We start from the raw sequence: 19,058 nt of genomic DNA, 5'->3' as shown, positions 1-19,058 counted from the left end.
ACAACGATTAATCATTTTTATAGATTCCGCAAAAGTCAAGAATTACCTTCCGGTCATTATAAGGCAAAGTTTTAAATACCGAATGAGCAACCAGAAAAACGACTATGTCCGCTTTCTCATAAGCCTCTTTATAATCTGTAAGTTTAAATACATTATGTGTTTGCACATTAGGCTCTACAACCAATATGTCCGCATTGTTACAACCTTGCATCACTTTCGTTGTGATATATTTAGCAGGCGCTTCACGCAAATCATCAATGTCAGGTTTGAAAGCCAATCCCATCATGGCAACAGAGGGTTTGCGATGATGTTCCAACTCAAATTTAAGCATAGCATTTTGTACTTTTTCAGCACACCAGAATGCTTTATAATTATTGATTTCTCGAGCAGTGGATATTATCTTGGATTCCATAGGGAATTCTGCCGTGATGAAATAAGGATCTACTGCAATACAATGGCCTCCCACACCGCATCCAGGTTGAAGGATATTCACACGAGGATGTTTGTTCGCCAAACTTATCAACTCCCAGACATTGATTCCCGCCTTATCACAAATCAGAGAAAGCTCATTAGCAAAGGCTATCTGCACATCACGAGAAGAATTCTCAGTCAGCTTACACATTTCCGCCGTTTTAGCATTTGTCTTGTGCAGGGTTCCTTTGACAAACTGGCTATAAAACCCGATCGCTTTCTCCGTCGACTCAGGGTTGATCCCACCGATGACACGATCGTTATGAACCAATTCATAAATGACATTTCCCGGTAATACACGTTCCGGACAATAAGCTATATAGATTCTATCTCTTAACTCCGGACGCAACTCAAAAATCAGCTCCGCCATCTTATCTGTAGTTCCCACTGGTGATGTAGATTCTATAACATATAAATCCCCCTCTTTCAACAAAGGAATCACGGCACGTGTAGCAGCCTCCACATAAGAAACATCGGGTTCATGATTTCCCTTGAAAGGAGTAGGCACAACCATGAAATAGGCATCACTCACTTCCGGAGTAGTAGAAGCCTTCAACTGACCGGAGGCCACAACTTCTTGGAGCATCTCCTCCATGCCCGGCTCAATGATATGTAACTTTCCTTGATTAGTTTTCTTTACAATCTCAGAATTAATATCTACTCCCAAAATTTGAATACCGTATTTGGCAGCAATAATTGCTGTGGGAAGACCAATATAGCCTAACCCCATAAAACATGCTTTCATTCTATTTTTCTATTAAAAATAAGTCTCAAACCAAGCCATAATACAGCTTGAATGCGACATATTAAAGTTATATGAATTATCAACAAACCTATTTATTCAAAACAATCCACTTAATCCAAACTCTCAAACTGTGAATTACGGCTCTTAAACTCCGGGACGAAAGCTTTCATTTCTTTCACCATTTCTATTATATCTACACTTCTGGATTTATTTTCTATACTATCCAAATATTGCTTGACTATGTTATATTCGTATTCACGGACAGTCGCCACACGAATCTTCCGATGTGGTGTCTCCTTCGTATTTTCCTTATGACTCAAAAGTTCCTCATACAATTTCTCACCTGGACGTAATCCTGTATACTCTATCTCAATATCCTTCCCTACTTTCATGCCTGAAAGTTCTATCATTCGCTGAGCTAAATCAGCAATCTTCACAGGTTGTCCCATATCAAATACAAAGATCTCTCCTCCATTCCCCATCGTACCAGCTTCCAAAACCAATCGACATGCCTCGGGAATAGTCATGAAATAACGAATTATTTCTGGATGGGTTACTGTTACTGGTCCTCCGTTATTAATCTGTTCACGGAAACGAGGTATGACAGAACCATTACTTCCCAAAACATTGCCAAAACGGGTCGTTATAAATTTTGTGCTACCTTGTACTTCACCTTTTATAATAGCCAAACTCAAGCTCTGTACATAAATTTCAGCCAAACGCTTGCTGCACCCCATAATATTAGTTGGATTCACTGCTTTATCCGTACTAATCATTACAAACTTTTCAACACCGTACTTTACGGCTGCGTCTGCAACCAACCGAGTCCCGTAAACATTCACCCGTACAGCTTCACAAGGATTCTCCTCCATCAATGGTACATGCTTATAAGCAGCTGCATGGAATACAATATGAGGATGCCAATTGCGAAAAACATAATCCAACCGGTCTCCATTTCGAACATCTCCTATCACAGGTACAAAATTCAAGTTAGGAAATTTATCTTCCAACTCTAAACGCAAATTATGCATCGGTGTTTCAGCCGAATCAAAACAAATCAACTTACAAATAGGGAAATGTGCTAACTGACGACAAATCTCACTGCCAATACTTCCTGCAGCACCTGTAACCAGTATCACCTTATTTTCAAGTAAGCAAGCGATCTCCTGCATGTTGATCTGAATTTCTTCACGTCCTAACAAGTCTTCAATCTTTATATCACGGATAGATCGTTTTATCGCACCGTTATGGACCTCTTCCATCTCAGGAACCACCAAAGTATGCAAAGATATCTGCTCACAAAAACGGATCAACCGATCTTTTTCTTGTTGTATAGTTTTGAGATTGGGAAAAAGTATACCGTCTAAAGAATTTCTGTTTACTAGCCGCAAAAGATCTTCGCGGGAAGCTATCTGATACACTGGCAATTCTGCTATACGGAAATTCCTTTTCTGTTTATTGAAAGTGAGAAAACCGGTAATACTGTAATCTTGCATAAAAATATGCCTTGTTGCTGTTGAAGCAATCATAACACTCTCATCTCCCGTTCCATAAACCAATACTTGTTTCCGCTTTTTCCCAAGCTGCAACAAAGCCATATTATATATGTTTATAATAAAAATACGGAATGTTACCAACATTAGCATTGTAAGGACACAATCGATAAATAATCCGACCAGATAGACTTTCGGAGTAAACGAGGCTTTCAGAACTAGGAGTAATATACATAAAACCACCGATTTCAATATAGCCACTCCCCAAATTCTCCATAAACCACGTAAAGTAGAATGACGGATCACACCGTGATAGACCTTAAAAGTAAAGAAAGCAATCAAACTTCCGACCAAAGAGGCAAAACCTCCTTTTAAAATATCTTCCTGAGTATAGGAAACCCCTAGAAAGGACAATAGTCCTAATACACCTATTAATGAAACACTTAAAGATATGATCAGGTCAAAGCTGAAAATGATCCATCCATTGATATATCTCATTTTGGTAAAACGAGAGAAAAGGCGCTGTAAGCCCACGTAATGATTATTCATTTCCATTGGAAGAGTATAAATAAAATTAGTTTTGGAATTTTCCGAAAGACATAGGTATAGCTAATAACAGCTTTCGATCAGCCATTACCAGAACCTGCGGATTAACAAGATCAGAGAACAAGGAATAGATCACCAGAAAGGTGATTATCAAAAGATAGGACATTAATACTAGTTTATTTTTTACACAAAAAAGTTCGTCAGTCACATAGCTGCAACGACGACCCTGATAAAAAAATGATCCTTTTTAACCGCCGCAAAAGTATGCATTAATTTTCGAACAAACAAAATACAAAAAAATCATTAACCCTTGCCTAACAAGGTATAATGAAAAACCTAACACTTAAAATTAACAAAAAAAACTACTTTGTAAAGGTGATAAAGAGAATCATTATTAGCTACTTTTTCCAATATTCACACAAAAAGTCCAGAACCCGCATATATCATAGTATACAGACTTACAGAGACATACGGTATATAAATCAAATATTAAATCAGCCCCAATAAAAACATGCCATGTCATAAAACAATTCATTTAACCATTCAAGAAGGCAGACCTGATTAGCTAAAACAAATTATTCTCTATTCATTACTTATTTAATATTTTTTACCAATCGGCTGTTATCTTGCGATTTACAGAAAAACACATTTCGGAGAAGAACTGAAAATTATGGTTACCGGACAGAGTTAGAACGGTTGAAAAATGAGATGACACTGACATTCAATGTCTATAATACATTAGCACAAAAACAGGTACAGGATAAATTACGGGTACAGGAACAAACACCGGTCTATACCATTATAGAACCGGCTTCCGTCCCCCTGAAAGCTTCAGCACCAAAAAAAGTACTGATCCTCATCGGTTGTATTTTTCTTGACCTGATAGCAATAAGCGGATATGTACTGATCAGAGACAGGCAAATATTCTGATCAGTACATATTCTTGTAGTCGGAATTACGACCGGCTGATCTGCAACCCCTTATCGGAAAGGCTCATCTCAACGAAACGGGCATTCGGATTATGCGGCGAAGCAGTCAGCTGTCTGCGTATTTGTAAGGCCGCATCCGGATCTTTAGCGACGATATACAGATAACCGCCTCCACCTGCTCCGGGTAATTTATATCCCAAGGCATACTCTTTAATCTGGGTGATAAGTGCCTCTACTGCCGGAGGATTTGTTCCGGAATCGAGTGCTTTCTTTTGTTCCCAGGTCTTTGCGATAAGTTTGCCGTAGGTTTCAAAATTACCGCACTGGATGGCTTCAAACATATCCAGGGCATGTGTTTTCATTTCTGAGAGCAGGTGGAGATGGGTCCCACTGTTCAGGAACATCCCTTGCACGATCTCAGCCAGGATATTTTTTGCCGTACGGGTTATACCGGTATAATAAAGTAAATGACAGCCCTGATATTGCGGGTCTGTAAACAAATATTCCGGCAACCAGCGCACGGAAGGATTCTGGTTGAATCCCTCTCCTGTTTGTAAAAGTTTCAGACCGTGCAATACTCCGCCATACTGATCCTGCCAGCCTCCGCCGGTTGTCAGCAATTGTTCCAAGATCAATGTACGGTACCCTATCTTACTTTTATCCCAGGCCAGACCGCAAAAATCAGAGATTGCACCCAGAACCGTTGCTGCCAGGATAGAACTGGTACCAAGTCCGGAACCGGCAGGAATAGCCGCCAGTAAAGTTACCTCCAACCCGCAACCGAAACTCTTCAACTGATCTTCCAGCGAAGGGTAATGCTCTGCTGAAAATTCCGGGACAAAGCCGGCAAGTGCTAACGCTGCTTTCGGTATAGAGAAAGGAGAACCGATCTTTTTATAATCATGCAATTCATCCCAGGTTGAAACAACCTCCATAGCCCCCAGGTCTATGGAACGCAAAATAATTTTATATTCTTTCGATGGCTTGACATATACTTGCAACGGCGGCTGGCCATTCAGTTCGATAGCTACATTAACCACGTTTCCACCGGCATACATACAGTAAGGAGGTGTGTCAGTCCATCCGCCAGCCAGGTCGATACGTACCGGACTACGTCCCCAGACAATCTGATCGCGATAGACATTCAGGAAAGGAGATTGTTTTTCACGGGAAACAGACCCGATCAGTCCTTCTCTCAACAATGAAAAAGCATCCTGTTGTTCCTCTTCATAAGGTTTCCCTTCCAGTTGCAATACACGAGCCCGGAACATCCGGTTATGTATCCGTTTCATTAAAGGAACTTCAGAGGAAAGCACCTCAGGTAAAGCCAGATTTCCACCGGCAAATTCACGTGCAGCATCAGCAAGGTCCAACTGATAGAAGACACTTTTCTCGTGATTAGCGGCCAGCATCGGCCAGTTGGCATAACGGAACTTTTCACGTTGGGCAAACAACCGATCCAGATTCGCATAATCAGATAATTCATTCGCCGACATTTTCTGGGAAGTTTCCCATATCTTACGGCCATTTTCCAGTCCGGGTTCGGAAACCATCCAGCGTATTACCAGTCCTAATTCGTCCACATTTTTACAAACGGGGAACAACGGGGCATTCTGTAAATCATCAAAAGGTTCGAATGTTACTCCCCTATCCTTTCCCCATTGAATGACAGGACATCCCATGAAAAGCGTTTTCTCATCGTCAGATGCTCCTTTAAACGGATCATTAAAACCATAAGGACGTGCAGCCCAGTCTTGCTCACCGACCGGAACGACATCGATACAAACACCGGAGGGCAGATCCAATTCCCAGTTATTTGCCGGGACACCGGTTAGTATATGGCGGTTATCCAGTTTCCAATTCTTTCCTATATAACTGTTTTCAATCCATAGCTCAGAGTTCTCGGCTGTCAGCGTCAAATCGATAGCTGCATTCTGCACGAACATGGCCGGGTGAGGTTTAACCTTTCGGTGCATAATTGCCCGCTGGTCACGTACCAGATTCTGAACGGCTAGTGTGGAAGAGATCAGTTCACGACTTGTGCCATAATGGTAAAACTCTCCTCCTTCCAAAGGTAAAATAGCCACACTTAACTGATTCAGTTCAGTATCGGCAATACGGGGATGTTCTCCCAATGCCAGTCCAAATTCAGAATACAGATCGTAAGATTTCATAGTCTTCCCGTCGGCTGTATAAGAATGTTTCATCAGCAACTCCATTGCCCGGTCGCTAAGTAACCAAACCCCTATATCCATCAGGAAAAGATGTGTCTGTGCCAACTTCCCCAAATCATCCAAAGAAGGCTTCTGAAGCATAAAGTCCAGTTTATCGGGCGTCTGCCGGTCCGACACAAACACACCATGGTTGGTCGCCAAGGCAGGATCGACCCACAATCCGTAACAAACAACATCCACCTCCGGAATATCCTGTAACGGCTCACTGTTTCTTATATACACATCACCACTGGCAATCAGGGTATGGAGTGAATCCGGCGCTTTATGCATGATCTCCTCATATAAAGGAAGTTGCAGGGATAGCAGATTTTGTGATAACTTTTGCCCTCTCGCCCATCTGAAAACAGGTATCGGAGTCAAAATCTTTCCCGACGGGGCATATCCGGGTAACCGCCGGCTTTGACCTCCGGCATGCAACAAAATTCTTTTTTCTTTTGCCAGCCATTCCTTTACAGATATTTGAGGTGCTTCATTTTGCCGGCATGCTTCGATCAACCAGGTTGTACCACCACCGGAACCAAGCCGTGCCCCTACCGGGTCGGAAGTACAAAACCATTCATCCACATTTACTTTCGCTATCTTGTGGAAACTATTCACCAAATTGGGCGGTAACGATAATAATTTCTTCATATTTATATATGTATCAGGAAACGATGAAATCATTCCTGCCTAGTTATTCTATCTTTATCACAAAAGTAGTTTTTCCTTCCATTATGATCACACGTAAGTTAAATTTTAATTTAATTTTACCATTCAATATGCCATTGGTTTAAATTATTATATTCATATTTGTAGTGAAAAGCAACTTACATATCCAGTTGACGATAAAAAACGTTGGTTTTTACTAATCACCCCCTATCATTTAGTTTTCTAACGTATCTTTAGTTATTCATTTAATATTCAATTGTATGATATACGGTTATGTAAGAGTCAGTACGGATAAGCAGAGTACTGAAAATCAGCGATTTGAAATTGAAAAGTTCGCAAAAGCCAAAAGCATGCGTATTGATCGCTGGGTAGAAGAAACAATCAGTGGAACAACAGATGTTGCAGAACGGCAACTAGGACGGTTAATCAAGCAAATCCGTAAAGGAGACATCTTGATTACAACTGAGTTATCCCGTTTAGGTCGTAACCTGATGCAGGTTATGAGCTTCCTCCATCAATGCATGGAGAGAGACATTTTCGTGATAACAGTAAAAGAACGCTATGAGTTGGGAAACAACATCAACAGCAAAATCCTGGCCTTTGCTTTCAGCCTGAGTGCCGAGATAGAACGTAACCTGATTTCTCAACGTACAAAAGAAGCGTTGGCACGAAAGAAAAAAGAAGGGACAAAACTAGGTCGTCCCAAGGGGGGAAAGTCGGAACAGTACAAACTGTCCGGTAAAGAAAATCTCATTCGTAAACTTCTGGAAGAAAAGAAAACCAGATTGTACATCAGTAAAAAGTTAGGAGTAAACAGACAAACTTTAAGAGATTTCATGAGGATGAACCCGGAGTTAGACTGATTATAGAAATATTAAGTTTTTTGTCGCCCGAAGAACATGTGTCCCAATTGTTAAACAATGCAATCCAGGTGAATAAAATCTAAGCTAAATTGTTTATTTATAGTTGTTTGTTCTAAATACATAAGAAAAATGTGTATTGAAACATCTAATATTAATACTGTTTGTGTTCTGAAGGAATATTTTATCCACCATTACACTCTCATTATGAAAACATTAGATACAATTATCGATCAACAAAAAATTAATTTTTAATGATTCACATATCAGAAGCAAATAACAGGCCGTCTTCGGACAAGACAGACATTTTTTTGAGAATAAAAAAGAGATTGTAAAAATTACACCAAGAGAAAAAATTCAAGGAATAAAGTGATATGGATATAAGTATTTAAGTTAAAAGCTAAGAAGTTATTCTATTAGGCGCAGCAAGGAATAGAAAGAACAAGAACTCTGGGATTCTACTTTAGTAAATAATTACTTGTGTATTGAGAAAACTTCATTTTTTCATCTCACTTTTACACATTATTATACTATAAATTAACTAATTGTGAATAAATATACTATCTTTGGGATAAATTGCGCTAGTAGAAATATTCGTTGAACCTTATAAAAAGAAAAAAGTATGGAAAGAACACTTGTTATATTAAAACCATGCACCATCCAGCGAGGTCTGATTGGTGAAATAATTGCCCGTTTTGAAAAAAAGGGATTGATATTGGAAGGCATGAAAATGACCTGGTTGACGGATGAGATTTTAAGCGAACATTACGCTCACCTGAAAGAAAGGTCTTTTTTTCAAAGGGTTAAAGACGCAATGGCTGTATGCCCTGTGATTGTTTGTTGCTGGAAAGGAGTCGATGCGGTAAATGTAGTGCGTACGCTGGCCGGATCAACCAATGGAAGAAATGCCGCCCCGGGAACCATCCGCGGAGACTACAGCATGAGTGTACAGGAAAATATCGTACATGCCTCCGATTCACCGGAAACAGCCGCAATCGAATTGAAAAGATTTTTCAATGAGGATGAATTATTTAGTTATGAGACAAAAAACCTGCTCAGTCTTTATGCAAACGATGAATTCTGAGAGATAAAGTAAACAAAAAGCCGGAAAAGAGAAATCATAGACTCTTTTCCGGCTTTTTTATTTCTACGATATCATCCTATCCTCCCGAACCGGATGAACAACCTCATTACTAATCTAAAAATCTAATACCATGAAAAACACACTACATTATATAAACAAGCCCATTCTATGAAATGTTCCGAAAAAATAAAGAAATTACTTGCAGTTGTATTATTCCCGAATTGGACCTATATTTGTACTGTATTTTAAACACGAGTACAGACAAAAAATTAAAAGAAAACAATATGCACAGTTGGTTTGAATGTAAAGTCTCCTTTGAAAAAGTACTGGAGAACGGAATGCAAAAGAAAGTAACAGAACCTTATCTGGTCGACGCCCTCTCTTTCACAGAAGCGGAAGCCCGTATCATTGAAGAAATACGCCCGTTCATATCCGGCGAATTTACTGTTACTGACATCAAACGTGCCCGTCTTTCAGAATTGTTCTTCAACGAAAACGGCGACCGTTTCTACAAAATTAAAGTATATTTCATCACACTCGATGAAAAAAGCGGCGCTGAAAAGAAAACGGCTGCACAGATGCTTGCACAGGCTTGCACACTGAAAGAAGCCATCGCCGTACTGGAAGAAGGCATGAAAGGCACCATGGCCGATTACACAATCGCTTCGGTTACAGAAACCATGCTGATGGACGTATTCCCTTTCTCCGTCAATGATGACAAAACGCCCAAATCAGGAGAAGAACTGATTGCCGAACAGAAAAAACAGGCTGAGGACAAAGCACAGGAAGCATGAGTATCTCCCAGAACATAGTACAGTTAAAGGCATCGCTACCGGCAAACGTCACATTGGTAGCCGTGTCCAAGTTTCATCCGGCAGAAGCATTGATGGAGGCCTACAATGCTGGCCAGCGTGTCTTTGGCGAAAGCAGGGCACAGGAGCTGACGGCTAAACAAAAAGTACTACCGGGTGATATCGAATGGCATTTTATCGGTCCGCTGCAAAGCAATAAAGTGAAAGATATTGCGCCATTTATCCATACAATCCATAGCATCGACTCACTGAAATTATTACAGGAAGTAAATAAACAAGCCGCAAAAAACAACCGTATAATCCGTGTATTACTGGAGATACATGTTGCTCAGGAAGAGACCAAACACGGACTAAGTCCTGACGAGTGCCGTGAGCTTCTGCAAAACGAACAACTTGCCGAACTAGGCAATATTCAGATATGCGGATTGATGGGAATGGCGACCTATACCGATGACATTGCGCTCATCGAACAGGAATTTCACATCTTACATGAACTTTTCAGCGAATTAAAAGCTATATATTTCATAGGAAATGATAATTTTGCAGTACTATCTATGGGAATGAGTCACGATTATCCGGTTGCCATTCGCCAGGGTAGCACCATGATACGGGTTGGAACCAGTATTTTCGGCGAACGCGAGTACTAACACATTAAATTGAATCTGACATGATTGACATTAAAACCCAATATGCGGGACTAACACTTCGTAATCCGTTAATTGTAGGAAGTTCAGGTCTGACAAACAACCCTGAGCGAAACAAGGAATTCGAAAAGGCAGGTGCCGGAGCGATTGTTCTCAAATCTCTTTTTGAAGAACAAATTGAAATGCAAAGCGATTCGCTTATGCAGGATTCAGACTATCCGGAAGCTGCCGATTATATCCGTGGTTATGTAAAAGCAAACCAGGTAAACAACTATCTGGAACTGATAAAAAAGACAAAAGAACAGTGTACCATTCCTATCATTGCCAGCATCAACTGTTACAAGTCTGATGTGTGGATTGACTTTGCCCGTCAGATAGAGCTGGCAGGAGCCGACGCACTTGAACTGAATGTCTATTTTCTTAAAACGAGTCTGGAATACAATCCCGACGAGATTCGTGACCTTTACGTCAACATCATCCGGAAAGTAAAGGAAACGGTTTCAATACCCGTTATCATGAAAATCGGGAAGAACGTCGGAAACATTCCGGCACTGGTTAATACATTAAAGGTTAATGGGGCAGATGGCGTAGTGATGTTCAACCGCTTTTACCAGCCGGACATCGACATCAACAATATGCAGATAGTATCGGGCAACGTATTCAGCAACCACTCCGACCTGAGCGACACAATCCGCTGGACGGCAATCATTTCAGGTAAGGTTCCCGGAATAAGCATCGCTTCGTCAACCGGTATCCACGATTGGGAAGACGTTATCAAATGCCTGTTGGCAGGAGCTTCTGCCGTACAGATGTGCAGCGCATTATATACTCATGGCGGCGAAATCATATCACAGGTACTTACTTGTATTGAAGAATGGATGCACCAGACACATTATCAGAATCTGGCACAATTCCAGGGTAAACTGAATTATGCCAATATCCCCGATCCGGCCATGTATGAACGTTCACAGTTCATGAAATACTTCTCAAACAGAGACTAAGAAACAAATCTGATAAAACAGAAAAGAGACAGGGTTCCAGCCTTGTCTCTTTTTTATTTATTCCTTAATCATTGTCAGAAGCATTTTAAAACGTTGCACCGCTGTTAAAGCATGCGGTACATTGGCAGGAAGCACCAACGACTCCCCTGCTTTCATCCGGGAATGATTTCCATCGACAACGATTTCCATTTCACCTTCCAGTATTTGTACCAGAGCATCAAAAGGTGCGGTATGTTCACTCAGTCCTTCCCCTTTATCAAAAGAAAACAGAGTAATGTTACCTGCTGCACTTTTCACGATTTGTTTGCTGACAACCCCACCCGCTGAATAATCAACCAAATTGCTTAAATCGACTACAACTCCTTTTTGAAATAATTTTTCCATATCTTTTCTATTTACTGGTTTATAATAATCAATTCTGTTTTTCTTAAAACAACAGATGAAAAACATTTGTTCTCAACTACCCTTCAACAAGCCGGATAAAATATTTTCCACTAAACAATATCAATATTAAAAATATTATCTATCTTTGCATCATTAATAAAGAATACGACATGGAAGCAATCTGCGTAATCAAAGACATATACAAAACATTATATCAGTTTGAAAAGGCTTTTTCAGACGTTCATGAAATTACAATCAACGAAGCAATGCTGCTTTGCTGCCTGAAAGACAACCAGCCCAAATCAGCAGGCACCATCTGTGAATATATCGGATTATCGAACTCACGTGTATCCAAAGTAATCACTTCCGTTGAGAACAAAGGCTTTATCGACCGTACGATGAGTAAGGAAGATAAACGGCAGATGTTCTTTTCTCTTACCCCGAAAGGAAAAGAAAAAGTACAGAAAATGATGAATGCCGAATTACGTTTCGACGGCCTGTTCGGAAAACTGCAACAATGTATGGAAAAGGGATAATCCCTTTTTTTACTTATTTATTTTCCATTAGAAAATATGTATAATAACAATAACAAAGAAAGTAAGATGAAATATTTAGTAATCGGAGGAGTAGCCGGCGGAGCAACAGCCGCCGCACGTCTGAGAAGAATGGACGAAAATGCAGACATTATCCTGTTTGAACGGGGCAAATATGTATCATATGCCAATTGCGGACTACCTTATTATATCGGTGGCGTCATTGCAGAACGTGATAAATTGTTCGTACAAACCGCCGAAGGTTTTACCGCCCGTTTCAATATTGATATACGGACCGAGCAGGAAGTTACCGTTATCCATCCCAAAGAAAAAAACGTAGAAGTGAAGAATCTCCGCACCGGACAGTCTTATACCGAAAGCTATGACAAACTGGTACTCTCTCCGGGAGCCGAACCTTTGCGTCCCGGCATCGAAGGTATCGACAGCAAAAAGATATTCACCCTACGCAACGTACCCGATACCGATACGATCAAAAAGTATATAGATCAGGAGCATCCCCGCCATGCAGTAGTTGTAGGCGGTGGATTCATCGGACTCGAAATGGCCGAAAACCTGCACGATCAGGGTCTTGATATCGCCGTTGTCGAGATGGCTAACCAGGTAATGGCTCCGCTCGATTATTCAATGGCCGCTATCGTACATCAGCAACTGATTGAAAAAAAGGTAGACCTGCGTCTGGAAGACGGCGTATTACGTTTTGAAGAGACAGACGGAGGTATCATCGTCCACCTGAAGAGCGGCAAACAGATTCCGACAGACCTGGTTATCCTCAGTATCGGTGTACGCCCTGAAACAAAGCTGGCCAAAGAAGCCGGACTGGCCATCGGAGCCCTGGGAGGGATTGCCGTAAACGATTATATGCAGACCTCCGACCCGGACATTTATGCCCTGGGAGATGCTGTCGAAGTGCTCAATCCGGTAACAGGCAAACCGGCTTTAATCCCGCTGGCTGGTCCGGCGAACAAACAGGGACGTATCGTAGCCGATAATATCGTATTCGGCAATCGCGAAACTTATAAAGGTACGACAGGCACTTCTATTGCCAAAGTGTTTGATATTACGGTCGCTGCCACCGGTGCCAATGCCAAGTTACTGAAACGGGAAGGCATCCCCTATCAGTCATCATACACCCACTCGGCTTCGCACGCCGGTTATTATCCGGGAGCCGTTCCGATGTCTATAAAAATAGTATTCTCACCGGACAACGGACAGTTATACGGTGCCCAGATTGTTGGATTCGACGGAGTAGACAAACGAATCGAAATGCTTGCCCAGGTAATACAACGCAAAGGAACAGTCTACGACCTGACCGAACTGGAACAGGCCTACGCACCTCCTTATTCGTCAGCCAAAGACCCCGTCAACATGGCTGGTTATGTTGCAGAGAATATCCTTACCAAAAAGGTCGAAACCATTAACTGGCGCGACATAGCACAGCTGGGCAGCAATTCCCTGTTGGTCGATGTACGCACTGCCGACGAATATAACCTGGGTTCCATACCGGGAGCTATCAATATCCCGGTCGACGAACTGCGCAACCGCCTGCCGGAACTGCCAACCGACAGACCAATCGTAGTGACTTGTGCCATCGGATTACGCGGATATCTGGCTTACCGCATTTTGGTTCAGCATGGTTATAAAAATGTAAAGAACCTGTCGGGAGGATTCAAAACATGGAGTGCAGCGACAGCCGGAATAGCTTCCAAACAAACAGAAGGCAATTCCCAAACAGCAATGACACCAAAAACGTCTACCGCCGCCGCATCTTCTTCTCCCTCACAACAGACTATCCGGATTGATGCCTGCGGTCTTCAATGCCCCGGTCCAGTCATGCAGCTGAAAAAACATTATGCTGAGATAAATACAGGTGACCGTCTTCTGATAACCGCCACCGACCAGGGATTCGGGAAAGATGTAGCCGCCTGGTGCAATATGACCGGAGCACAGCTGGTCGGAGTTGAGAATAAATCGGGAGTCATCCATGCTACAATCGAAAAAGGTGAACCTAAAAGTTCCTGTAAAATGGTGAACGGTGCGGACAACAAGACGTTGATTGTATTCAGTGACGACCTGGATAAGGCCCTTGCCTCCTTCGTTATTGCCAACGGAGCCGCCTCGACCGGCAAGAAAGTAACCATGTTCTTCACTTTCTGGGGACTGAATGTCATCAAGAAACGGCAGAAACCGTCTGTTTCAAAAGATATATTCGGCAAAATGTTCGGCTGGATGCTTCCCGCCCACAGCGGTAAACTGAAACTATCAAAAATGAATATGGGTGGTGCCGGAAGTTGGATGATGCGCCTCATTATGAAGAAAAAGCATATCGACAGCCTGGAAAGCCTCATCGCTCAAGCCGCTGAGAACGGTGTCGAAATGATAGCCTGCACCATGAGTATGGATGTGATGGGTGTCAAAAAAGAGGAACTGATGGACAATGTCACGCTTGGCGGAGTAGCCACTTATCTTGAACGGGCGGAAGATGCAAACGTAAACCTGTTCATCTAAACACTCCGGTTATTTTCCAAAGGATATATACCCCATAAAAAAAGCATATATGTTTTGCGTTTAAAACATATATGCTTTGCTTACAAAAGTCCCTTATTTTGATTTCAAAAGTCCTATGTTTTTTTCTTGACAAATAATAGGCCTCTATTTCAGGGGCAATGTCGTTACGTCGACATCCGGAGCAGTTCCGTTCGGCTGACGTGTAAAAACGGATTTGAACTCTGTATTATCATTGAAGAAACCGCCGTTACGGAGGAAGAACATATTATCTTCCACCCCACCGGCATAATCCTGACGGACACCGGCACGGGCGGTGGCATCATAAGTGAACATGCCTTCGGTAAGTTCTTTCCACTCTCCTTTAGCCGTACGGGCCCATTGGTTTCCAAAATGGACACTACGTTCCAGATAACCTTGCCCGGGCATAAAGTTTTCAAGGAAAGAATGTGCTCCGGTGTACCATGCGTTTGTCTGCGGCCGCAGAAAACCGGCTATCAATCGCCACTCGCCTTCTTCAGGAGCAAAGAACCAGGCATAATAGGCCGTATTCCCTTTACCGTCCGGATGAACACGGGTAATGACACGATAAGTTTGTCCGGCTTTCCAGGGATATTTCAGATAACTCTGTCCCCCCGACCCTTCGTTACCGAACTCTCCGATATGTACATCTTTTCCCTGCGCCAGCAGCTTGATGCGGTGGTCTTCCGGTATCGCTTTCGGGTCGTCCGTTTCAAACGGGCTCCATACGGAAAACAAGACACGGCGTTCCGTATCGCTATTCGCCTGGATACCGCAATAACCTTCACCGAAACCATTCGTCATAAAGTAACTGCCAATCTTATCTTCTCCCTCCGGAACCGTTATTTCATTGTAGAAATATTCGACCGATTCTTCCGGCAATGTATATTTCATATGTACGGAAGGTCCACGCATTCCCCAGTAAGGTTCAAAGTTACGCACAAAATAAAGAGGCTCCTGCGCAGCCGGCCCGTCTATCAGCAGTTCGGAGATATTGGCAAACTGAGCGCCTTCTTTCTCTTCTCCCTGCAAATCTACACGGATATACCCCGGTTCCGTAACGGATACCTTCCCTACCGGAATAACCGTTTCCTCTGCTTCCGTCACTTTTACGGTAAAACTTTTACCTCCGAAAGTTACCTTTACAGTCGACGGTCCGTCTGCCGCTTTCCCTTTCAGGAAAAGATTCAAATCACCGGGCTGGCTGGTTTTAAACCACGCCGACAGGACGGCATCCGTCCCCGTCCACGATTTGATACCATCGGTAGAAACCTTCGCACTCTCTTTTCCGGCAGTCACATAAGTGTTTCCGCCTAACGGAACCGATACCGCCTCAGCCGAAGGTTCCATCTGCTTACTCTGGCAGCTGCACATCAGGACAGCTATGCCGAACAGGATAATTTGTTTAATCTTATTCATTCTTATTTTAGATTTAAAACAAAAACGGGACAGAAGTAAACCTCGCTACTTTCTGTCCCGTTTTTCTATTTATTGTCCGTAGATAAACTAAGGTAATTATTTAATCATATCGAAACCTGTATAAGGAATCAACGCTTTCGGAATGCGGATACCTTCAGGTGTCTGATTGTTTTCAAGCAATGCAGCAACGATACGCGGCAAAGCCAAAGCACTGCCATTCAGTGTATGGCACAGTTGTGTCTTTTTGTTCTCATCACGATAACGGCATTTCAGACGGTTAGCCTGATAATTATCGAAATTGGAAACAGAACTTACTTCCAACCAACGTTTCTGAGCTTCCGAATATACTTCGAAGTCGAAGCAAAGAGCGGCAGTGAAACTCATGTCGCCACCACACAGACGCAGGATACGGTACGGAAGTTCCAGCTTCTGGAGCAGGCCTTCCACATGGTCCAGCATTTCCTGATGAGACTGCTTAGAATGCTCCGGCTTGTCGATACGAACCAGTTCCACTTTAGAGAATTCGTGCAGACGGTTCAAACCGCGTACATCTTTACCATAAGAACCGGCTTCGCGACGGAAACATTGTGTATAGGCACAGTTCTTGATAGGCAACTGTTTCTCATCGATAATTACATCACGGTAGATATTGGTGACCGGCACTTCGGCAGTCGGTATCAGATAAAGGTCGTCCACTTCGCAATGGTACATCTGTCCTTCCTTATCCGGAAGCTGACCGGTACCGAAGCCGGAAGCGGCATTTACCACGGTCGGCGGCATGATTTCCATATAACCGGATTTGCGTGCCTCATCCAGGAAGAAGTTTATCAAAGCACGCTGCAACTGAGCGCCCTGTCCTTTATAAACCGGAAAACCGGCACCTGTAATCTTCACACCCAGGTCGAAGTCAATCAAGTCATATTTTTTAGCCAATTCCCAATGAGGCAGTGCGTCCTTCGGCAGTTCTGTTTCCATACCACCCATTTTTTCTACCACATTGTCCTCAGCAGCAACGCCTTCGGGCACTTCATCGTAAGGCACATTCGGAATTGTATAAAGCAGGTTCTGCATCTCTTCCGCAGCCTGGTCCATTTCAGCCTGAATGCCCTTGCTCAGTTCCTTGATTTCGGCAACACGCTTTTTAGCAGCTTCGGCTTCTTCTTTTTTGCCTTCTTTCATCAGGCCACCGATTGTTTTCGACAGCGAGTTAACCTCTGCCAGGTTTGTATCTAATTGATTCTGTGTACTACGTCTTTTATCGTTCAGTTCAATCACCTTAGCGATGCTTTCTTTTGCACCCTTAAAGTGTTTCTTCTCCAGACCACGAATCACGCGGTCTGTTTCTTCCGTAATCATTTTAAGCGTCAACATACTTGCTCTATGTTTATTTATTTTGAAATGCAAAGATACATAAAAAAGCAACTTCCGCTCAGATGTTTACAAAAATATCTCACTTCACCCGTCCTCCCGTTATCCAGCTCCGGGTATAATAGGGTTCGCTCAGGCTACTGACCATTACTCCCCTGGAAGTACTGGTATGGATAAACTTCCCGTTCTTCAGATAAATTCCTACATGGTTAGGTGTCTTTTTCTTGCCTCCTCCTGTTTTAAAAAACACCAAATCGCCTTCCTGCAATTTGCCGCGGCTGACCTTCTTACAATTATATTTCAGCATATCCGCCGACGAACGTGCCAACTGTTTTCCATAAACCTCGCGAAACACAATCGCCACAAACCCGGAACAATCCACGCCCCGCTTGGTACTTCCTCCCATCCGGTGAGGTGTCCCCAGCCATTTCGCCCCTTCATTATAAAGAAAGATATTATCATCCGGCGTAATACGCACACCATATAAACGTGACAATTCCTTCGGCCCTTTAAAATCAGCCGGAAGTGCCACACGTTTCTTACTGCCGCAGGATGTCAGGACCAGTACAAACAAAAACAGCCAAAGGCTGAATATAGGATTTTTATATATCATGATTTATTTATTCTCTTTCTGTAGTTGGAGCAATACGATGAACCGTTTCTTTTATTTGCTTTACAACATCTACCCCATCTCATACTTATTAGGATTGATTCTTATAATGCAAATATACATATTTTTCAACACCATTCGAAAAGTTTTTAGAAAACACCATCACATTCCAACGATCGATTCAAAGTAAGGATTCAGTTTGTGCTGGTTATAATTAGCTTCCGCTATCATTTTTGAAGAGTTTGCATAACAATACTCACATTTATGCGGACAGGTATATTTGTTCAACCCCATCAACCCTCTCGCCAGATACTCCATATCATCCTTCTCAAAAAGCCGGTAATTAATATGATTCTTTTCCATATTCGCTTTTACCTTCTTATATTCCAGAATATCAGCAAAACTGAATACCAGCTTCTTCGTATACCCTTTTAACTGATTTCCGATACGCTCAACCTTTTCCAGTAAATCATCTTTAAAAATCCGGTCAGTCAGCACCATCGGGTCAAAGCGCCAGATAACCCGGTCGCTATCCAGACAGTCAACCAATCGTTTAAACGTATCTATCAACTGACTTATTCCTTCTCAAAATACAATTGTTTTTAATTGCAAATACAACTGTTTTTGTTTCTAAATACAATTGTATTTGTATTCAAATACTTAAGTCTATGAAATAGAGAACATTTTGAATATTTGTTTTCTTAGAGTTGAAAGAAGATTATTTCACCTACTG

General features: G+C 42.2%; 15 protein-coding genes and 1 pseudogene. 8 read left to right on the top strand and 8 right to left on the bottom strand.

The genetic code is table 11. The annotated features are described in order from the left end of the window. Positions 1–7: 7 nt before the first annotated feature. Positions 8–1,216, bottom strand: coding sequence for a UDP-N-acetyl-D-mannosamine dehydrogenase (gene wecC, locus HMPREF1535_RS13775; RefSeq protein WP_046146602.1), 1,209 nt, complete (start codon positions 1,214–1,216; stop codon positions 8–10). Positions 1,217–1,326: 110 nt separating this feature from the next. Further along, a complete protein-coding gene (locus tag HMPREF1535_RS13770) occupies positions 1,327–3,258 on the bottom strand; it encodes a polysaccharide biosynthesis protein (protein WP_046147548.1) in 1,932 nt (643 codons plus the stop codon). A gap of 672 nt (positions 3,259–3,930) precedes the next feature. Between HMPREF1535_RS13770 and HMPREF1535_RS13765 the strand changes: the two are divergent. Further along, positions 3,931–4,185, top strand: a pseudogene (locus tag HMPREF1535_RS13765) (GNVR domain-containing protein); the annotation flags it as partial. Positions 4,186–4,210: 25 nt separating this feature from the next. Here HMPREF1535_RS13765 and HMPREF1535_RS13760 read toward each other — a convergent pair. Next, on the bottom strand, positions 4,211–7,048 hold the full coding sequence (locus tag HMPREF1535_RS13760) for a bifunctional fucokinase/fucose-1-phosphate guanylyltransferase (RefSeq protein ID WP_046147547.1): 2,838 nt from the start codon (positions 7,046–7,048) through the stop codon (positions 4,211–4,213). Positions 7,049–7,326: 278 nt separating this feature from the next. On the opposite strand from HMPREF1535_RS13760, the gene HMPREF1535_RS13755 reads away from it, so the two are divergent. The 5 genes from HMPREF1535_RS13755 to HMPREF1535_RS13735 all read left to right on the top strand — a co-directional run bounded on the left by HMPREF1535_RS13755 (position 7,327) and on the right by HMPREF1535_RS13735 (position 11,467). Beyond that, on the top strand, positions 7,327–7,929 hold the full coding sequence (locus tag HMPREF1535_RS13755; RefSeq protein ID WP_007657826.1) for a master DNA invertase Mpi family serine-type recombinase: 603 nt from the start codon (positions 7,327–7,329) through the stop codon (positions 7,927–7,929). A gap of 619 nt (positions 7,930–8,548) precedes the next feature. Further along, a complete protein-coding gene (gene ndk / locus HMPREF1535_RS13750; protein WP_007657824.1) occupies positions 8,549–9,010 on the top strand; it encodes a nucleoside-diphosphate kinase in 462 nt (153 codons plus the stop codon). 284 nt (positions 9,011–9,294) lie between these two features. Next, complete coding sequence (locus HMPREF1535_RS13745; protein ID WP_044215177.1) at positions 9,295–9,804, top strand: DUF4494 domain-containing protein; 510 nt, start codon at positions 9,295–9,297, stop codon at positions 9,802–9,804. Continuing rightward, a complete protein-coding gene (locus HMPREF1535_RS13740; protein WP_007657822.1) occupies positions 9,801–10,469 on the top strand; it encodes a YggS family pyridoxal phosphate-dependent enzyme in 669 nt (222 codons plus the stop codon). Before HMPREF1535_RS13745 ends, HMPREF1535_RS13740 begins: the two co-directional genes overlap by 4 nt. A 20-nt stretch (positions 10,470–10,489) precedes the next feature. Further along, on the top strand, positions 10,490–11,467 hold the full coding sequence (locus HMPREF1535_RS13735) for a dihydroorotate dehydrogenase-like protein (protein ID WP_046146600.1): 978 nt from the start codon (positions 10,490–10,492) through the stop codon (positions 11,465–11,467). 57 nt (positions 11,468–11,524) lie between these two features. On the opposite strand, the gene HMPREF1535_RS13730 is transcribed toward HMPREF1535_RS13735, so the two are convergent. Continuing rightward, a complete protein-coding gene (locus HMPREF1535_RS13730; protein ID WP_007657820.1) occupies positions 11,525–11,851 on the bottom strand; it encodes a cupin domain-containing protein in 327 nt (108 codons plus the stop codon). 170 nt (positions 11,852–12,021) lie between these two features. On the opposite strand from HMPREF1535_RS13730, the gene HMPREF1535_RS13725 reads away from it, so the two are divergent. Both HMPREF1535_RS13725 and HMPREF1535_RS13720 read left to right on the top strand, forming a co-directional pair. Beyond that, positions 12,022–12,387, top strand: coding sequence for a MarR family winged helix-turn-helix transcriptional regulator (locus HMPREF1535_RS13725; RefSeq protein ID WP_010800092.1), 366 nt, complete (start codon positions 12,022–12,024; stop codon positions 12,385–12,387). A gap of 66 nt (positions 12,388–12,453) precedes the next feature. After that, positions 12,454–14,910, top strand: coding sequence for a CoA-disulfide reductase (locus HMPREF1535_RS13720; RefSeq protein WP_046147546.1), 2,457 nt, complete (start codon positions 12,454–12,456; stop codon positions 14,908–14,910). 144 nt (positions 14,911–15,054) lie between these two features. On the opposite strand, the gene HMPREF1535_RS13715 is transcribed toward HMPREF1535_RS13720, so the two are convergent. The 4 genes from HMPREF1535_RS13715 to HMPREF1535_RS13700 form a co-directional block, all read right to left on the bottom strand. Further along, a complete protein-coding gene (locus HMPREF1535_RS13715) occupies positions 15,055–16,347 on the bottom strand; it encodes a DUF3472 domain-containing protein (protein WP_046146599.1) in 1,293 nt (430 codons plus the stop codon). 96 nt (positions 16,348–16,443) lie between these two features. Further along, complete coding sequence (serS, locus tag HMPREF1535_RS13710) at positions 16,444–17,718, bottom strand: serine--tRNA ligase (RefSeq protein WP_010800095.1); 1,275 nt, start codon at positions 17,716–17,718, stop codon at positions 16,444–16,446. A 79-nt stretch (positions 17,719–17,797) separates the two neighbouring features. Next, on the bottom strand, positions 17,798–18,328 hold the full coding sequence (locus tag HMPREF1535_RS13705; protein ID WP_046146598.1) for a C40 family peptidase: 531 nt from the start codon (positions 18,326–18,328) through the stop codon (positions 17,798–17,800). A 159-nt stretch (positions 18,329–18,487) separates the two neighbouring features. After that, positions 18,488–18,895, bottom strand: coding sequence for a DUF1848 family protein (locus HMPREF1535_RS13700; protein ID WP_046146597.1), 408 nt, complete (start codon positions 18,893–18,895; stop codon positions 18,488–18,490). Between the last annotated feature and the right edge of the window lie 163 nt (positions 18,896–19,058).

The sequence above is a fragment of the Parabacteroides goldsteinii DSM 19448 = WAL 12034 genome (assembly GCF_000969835.1).
GTDB lineage: Bacteria > Bacteroidota > Bacteroidia > Bacteroidales > Tannerellaceae > Parabacteroides > Parabacteroides goldsteinii.
This window is presented reverse-complemented; position numbering and strand designations above follow the sequence as displayed.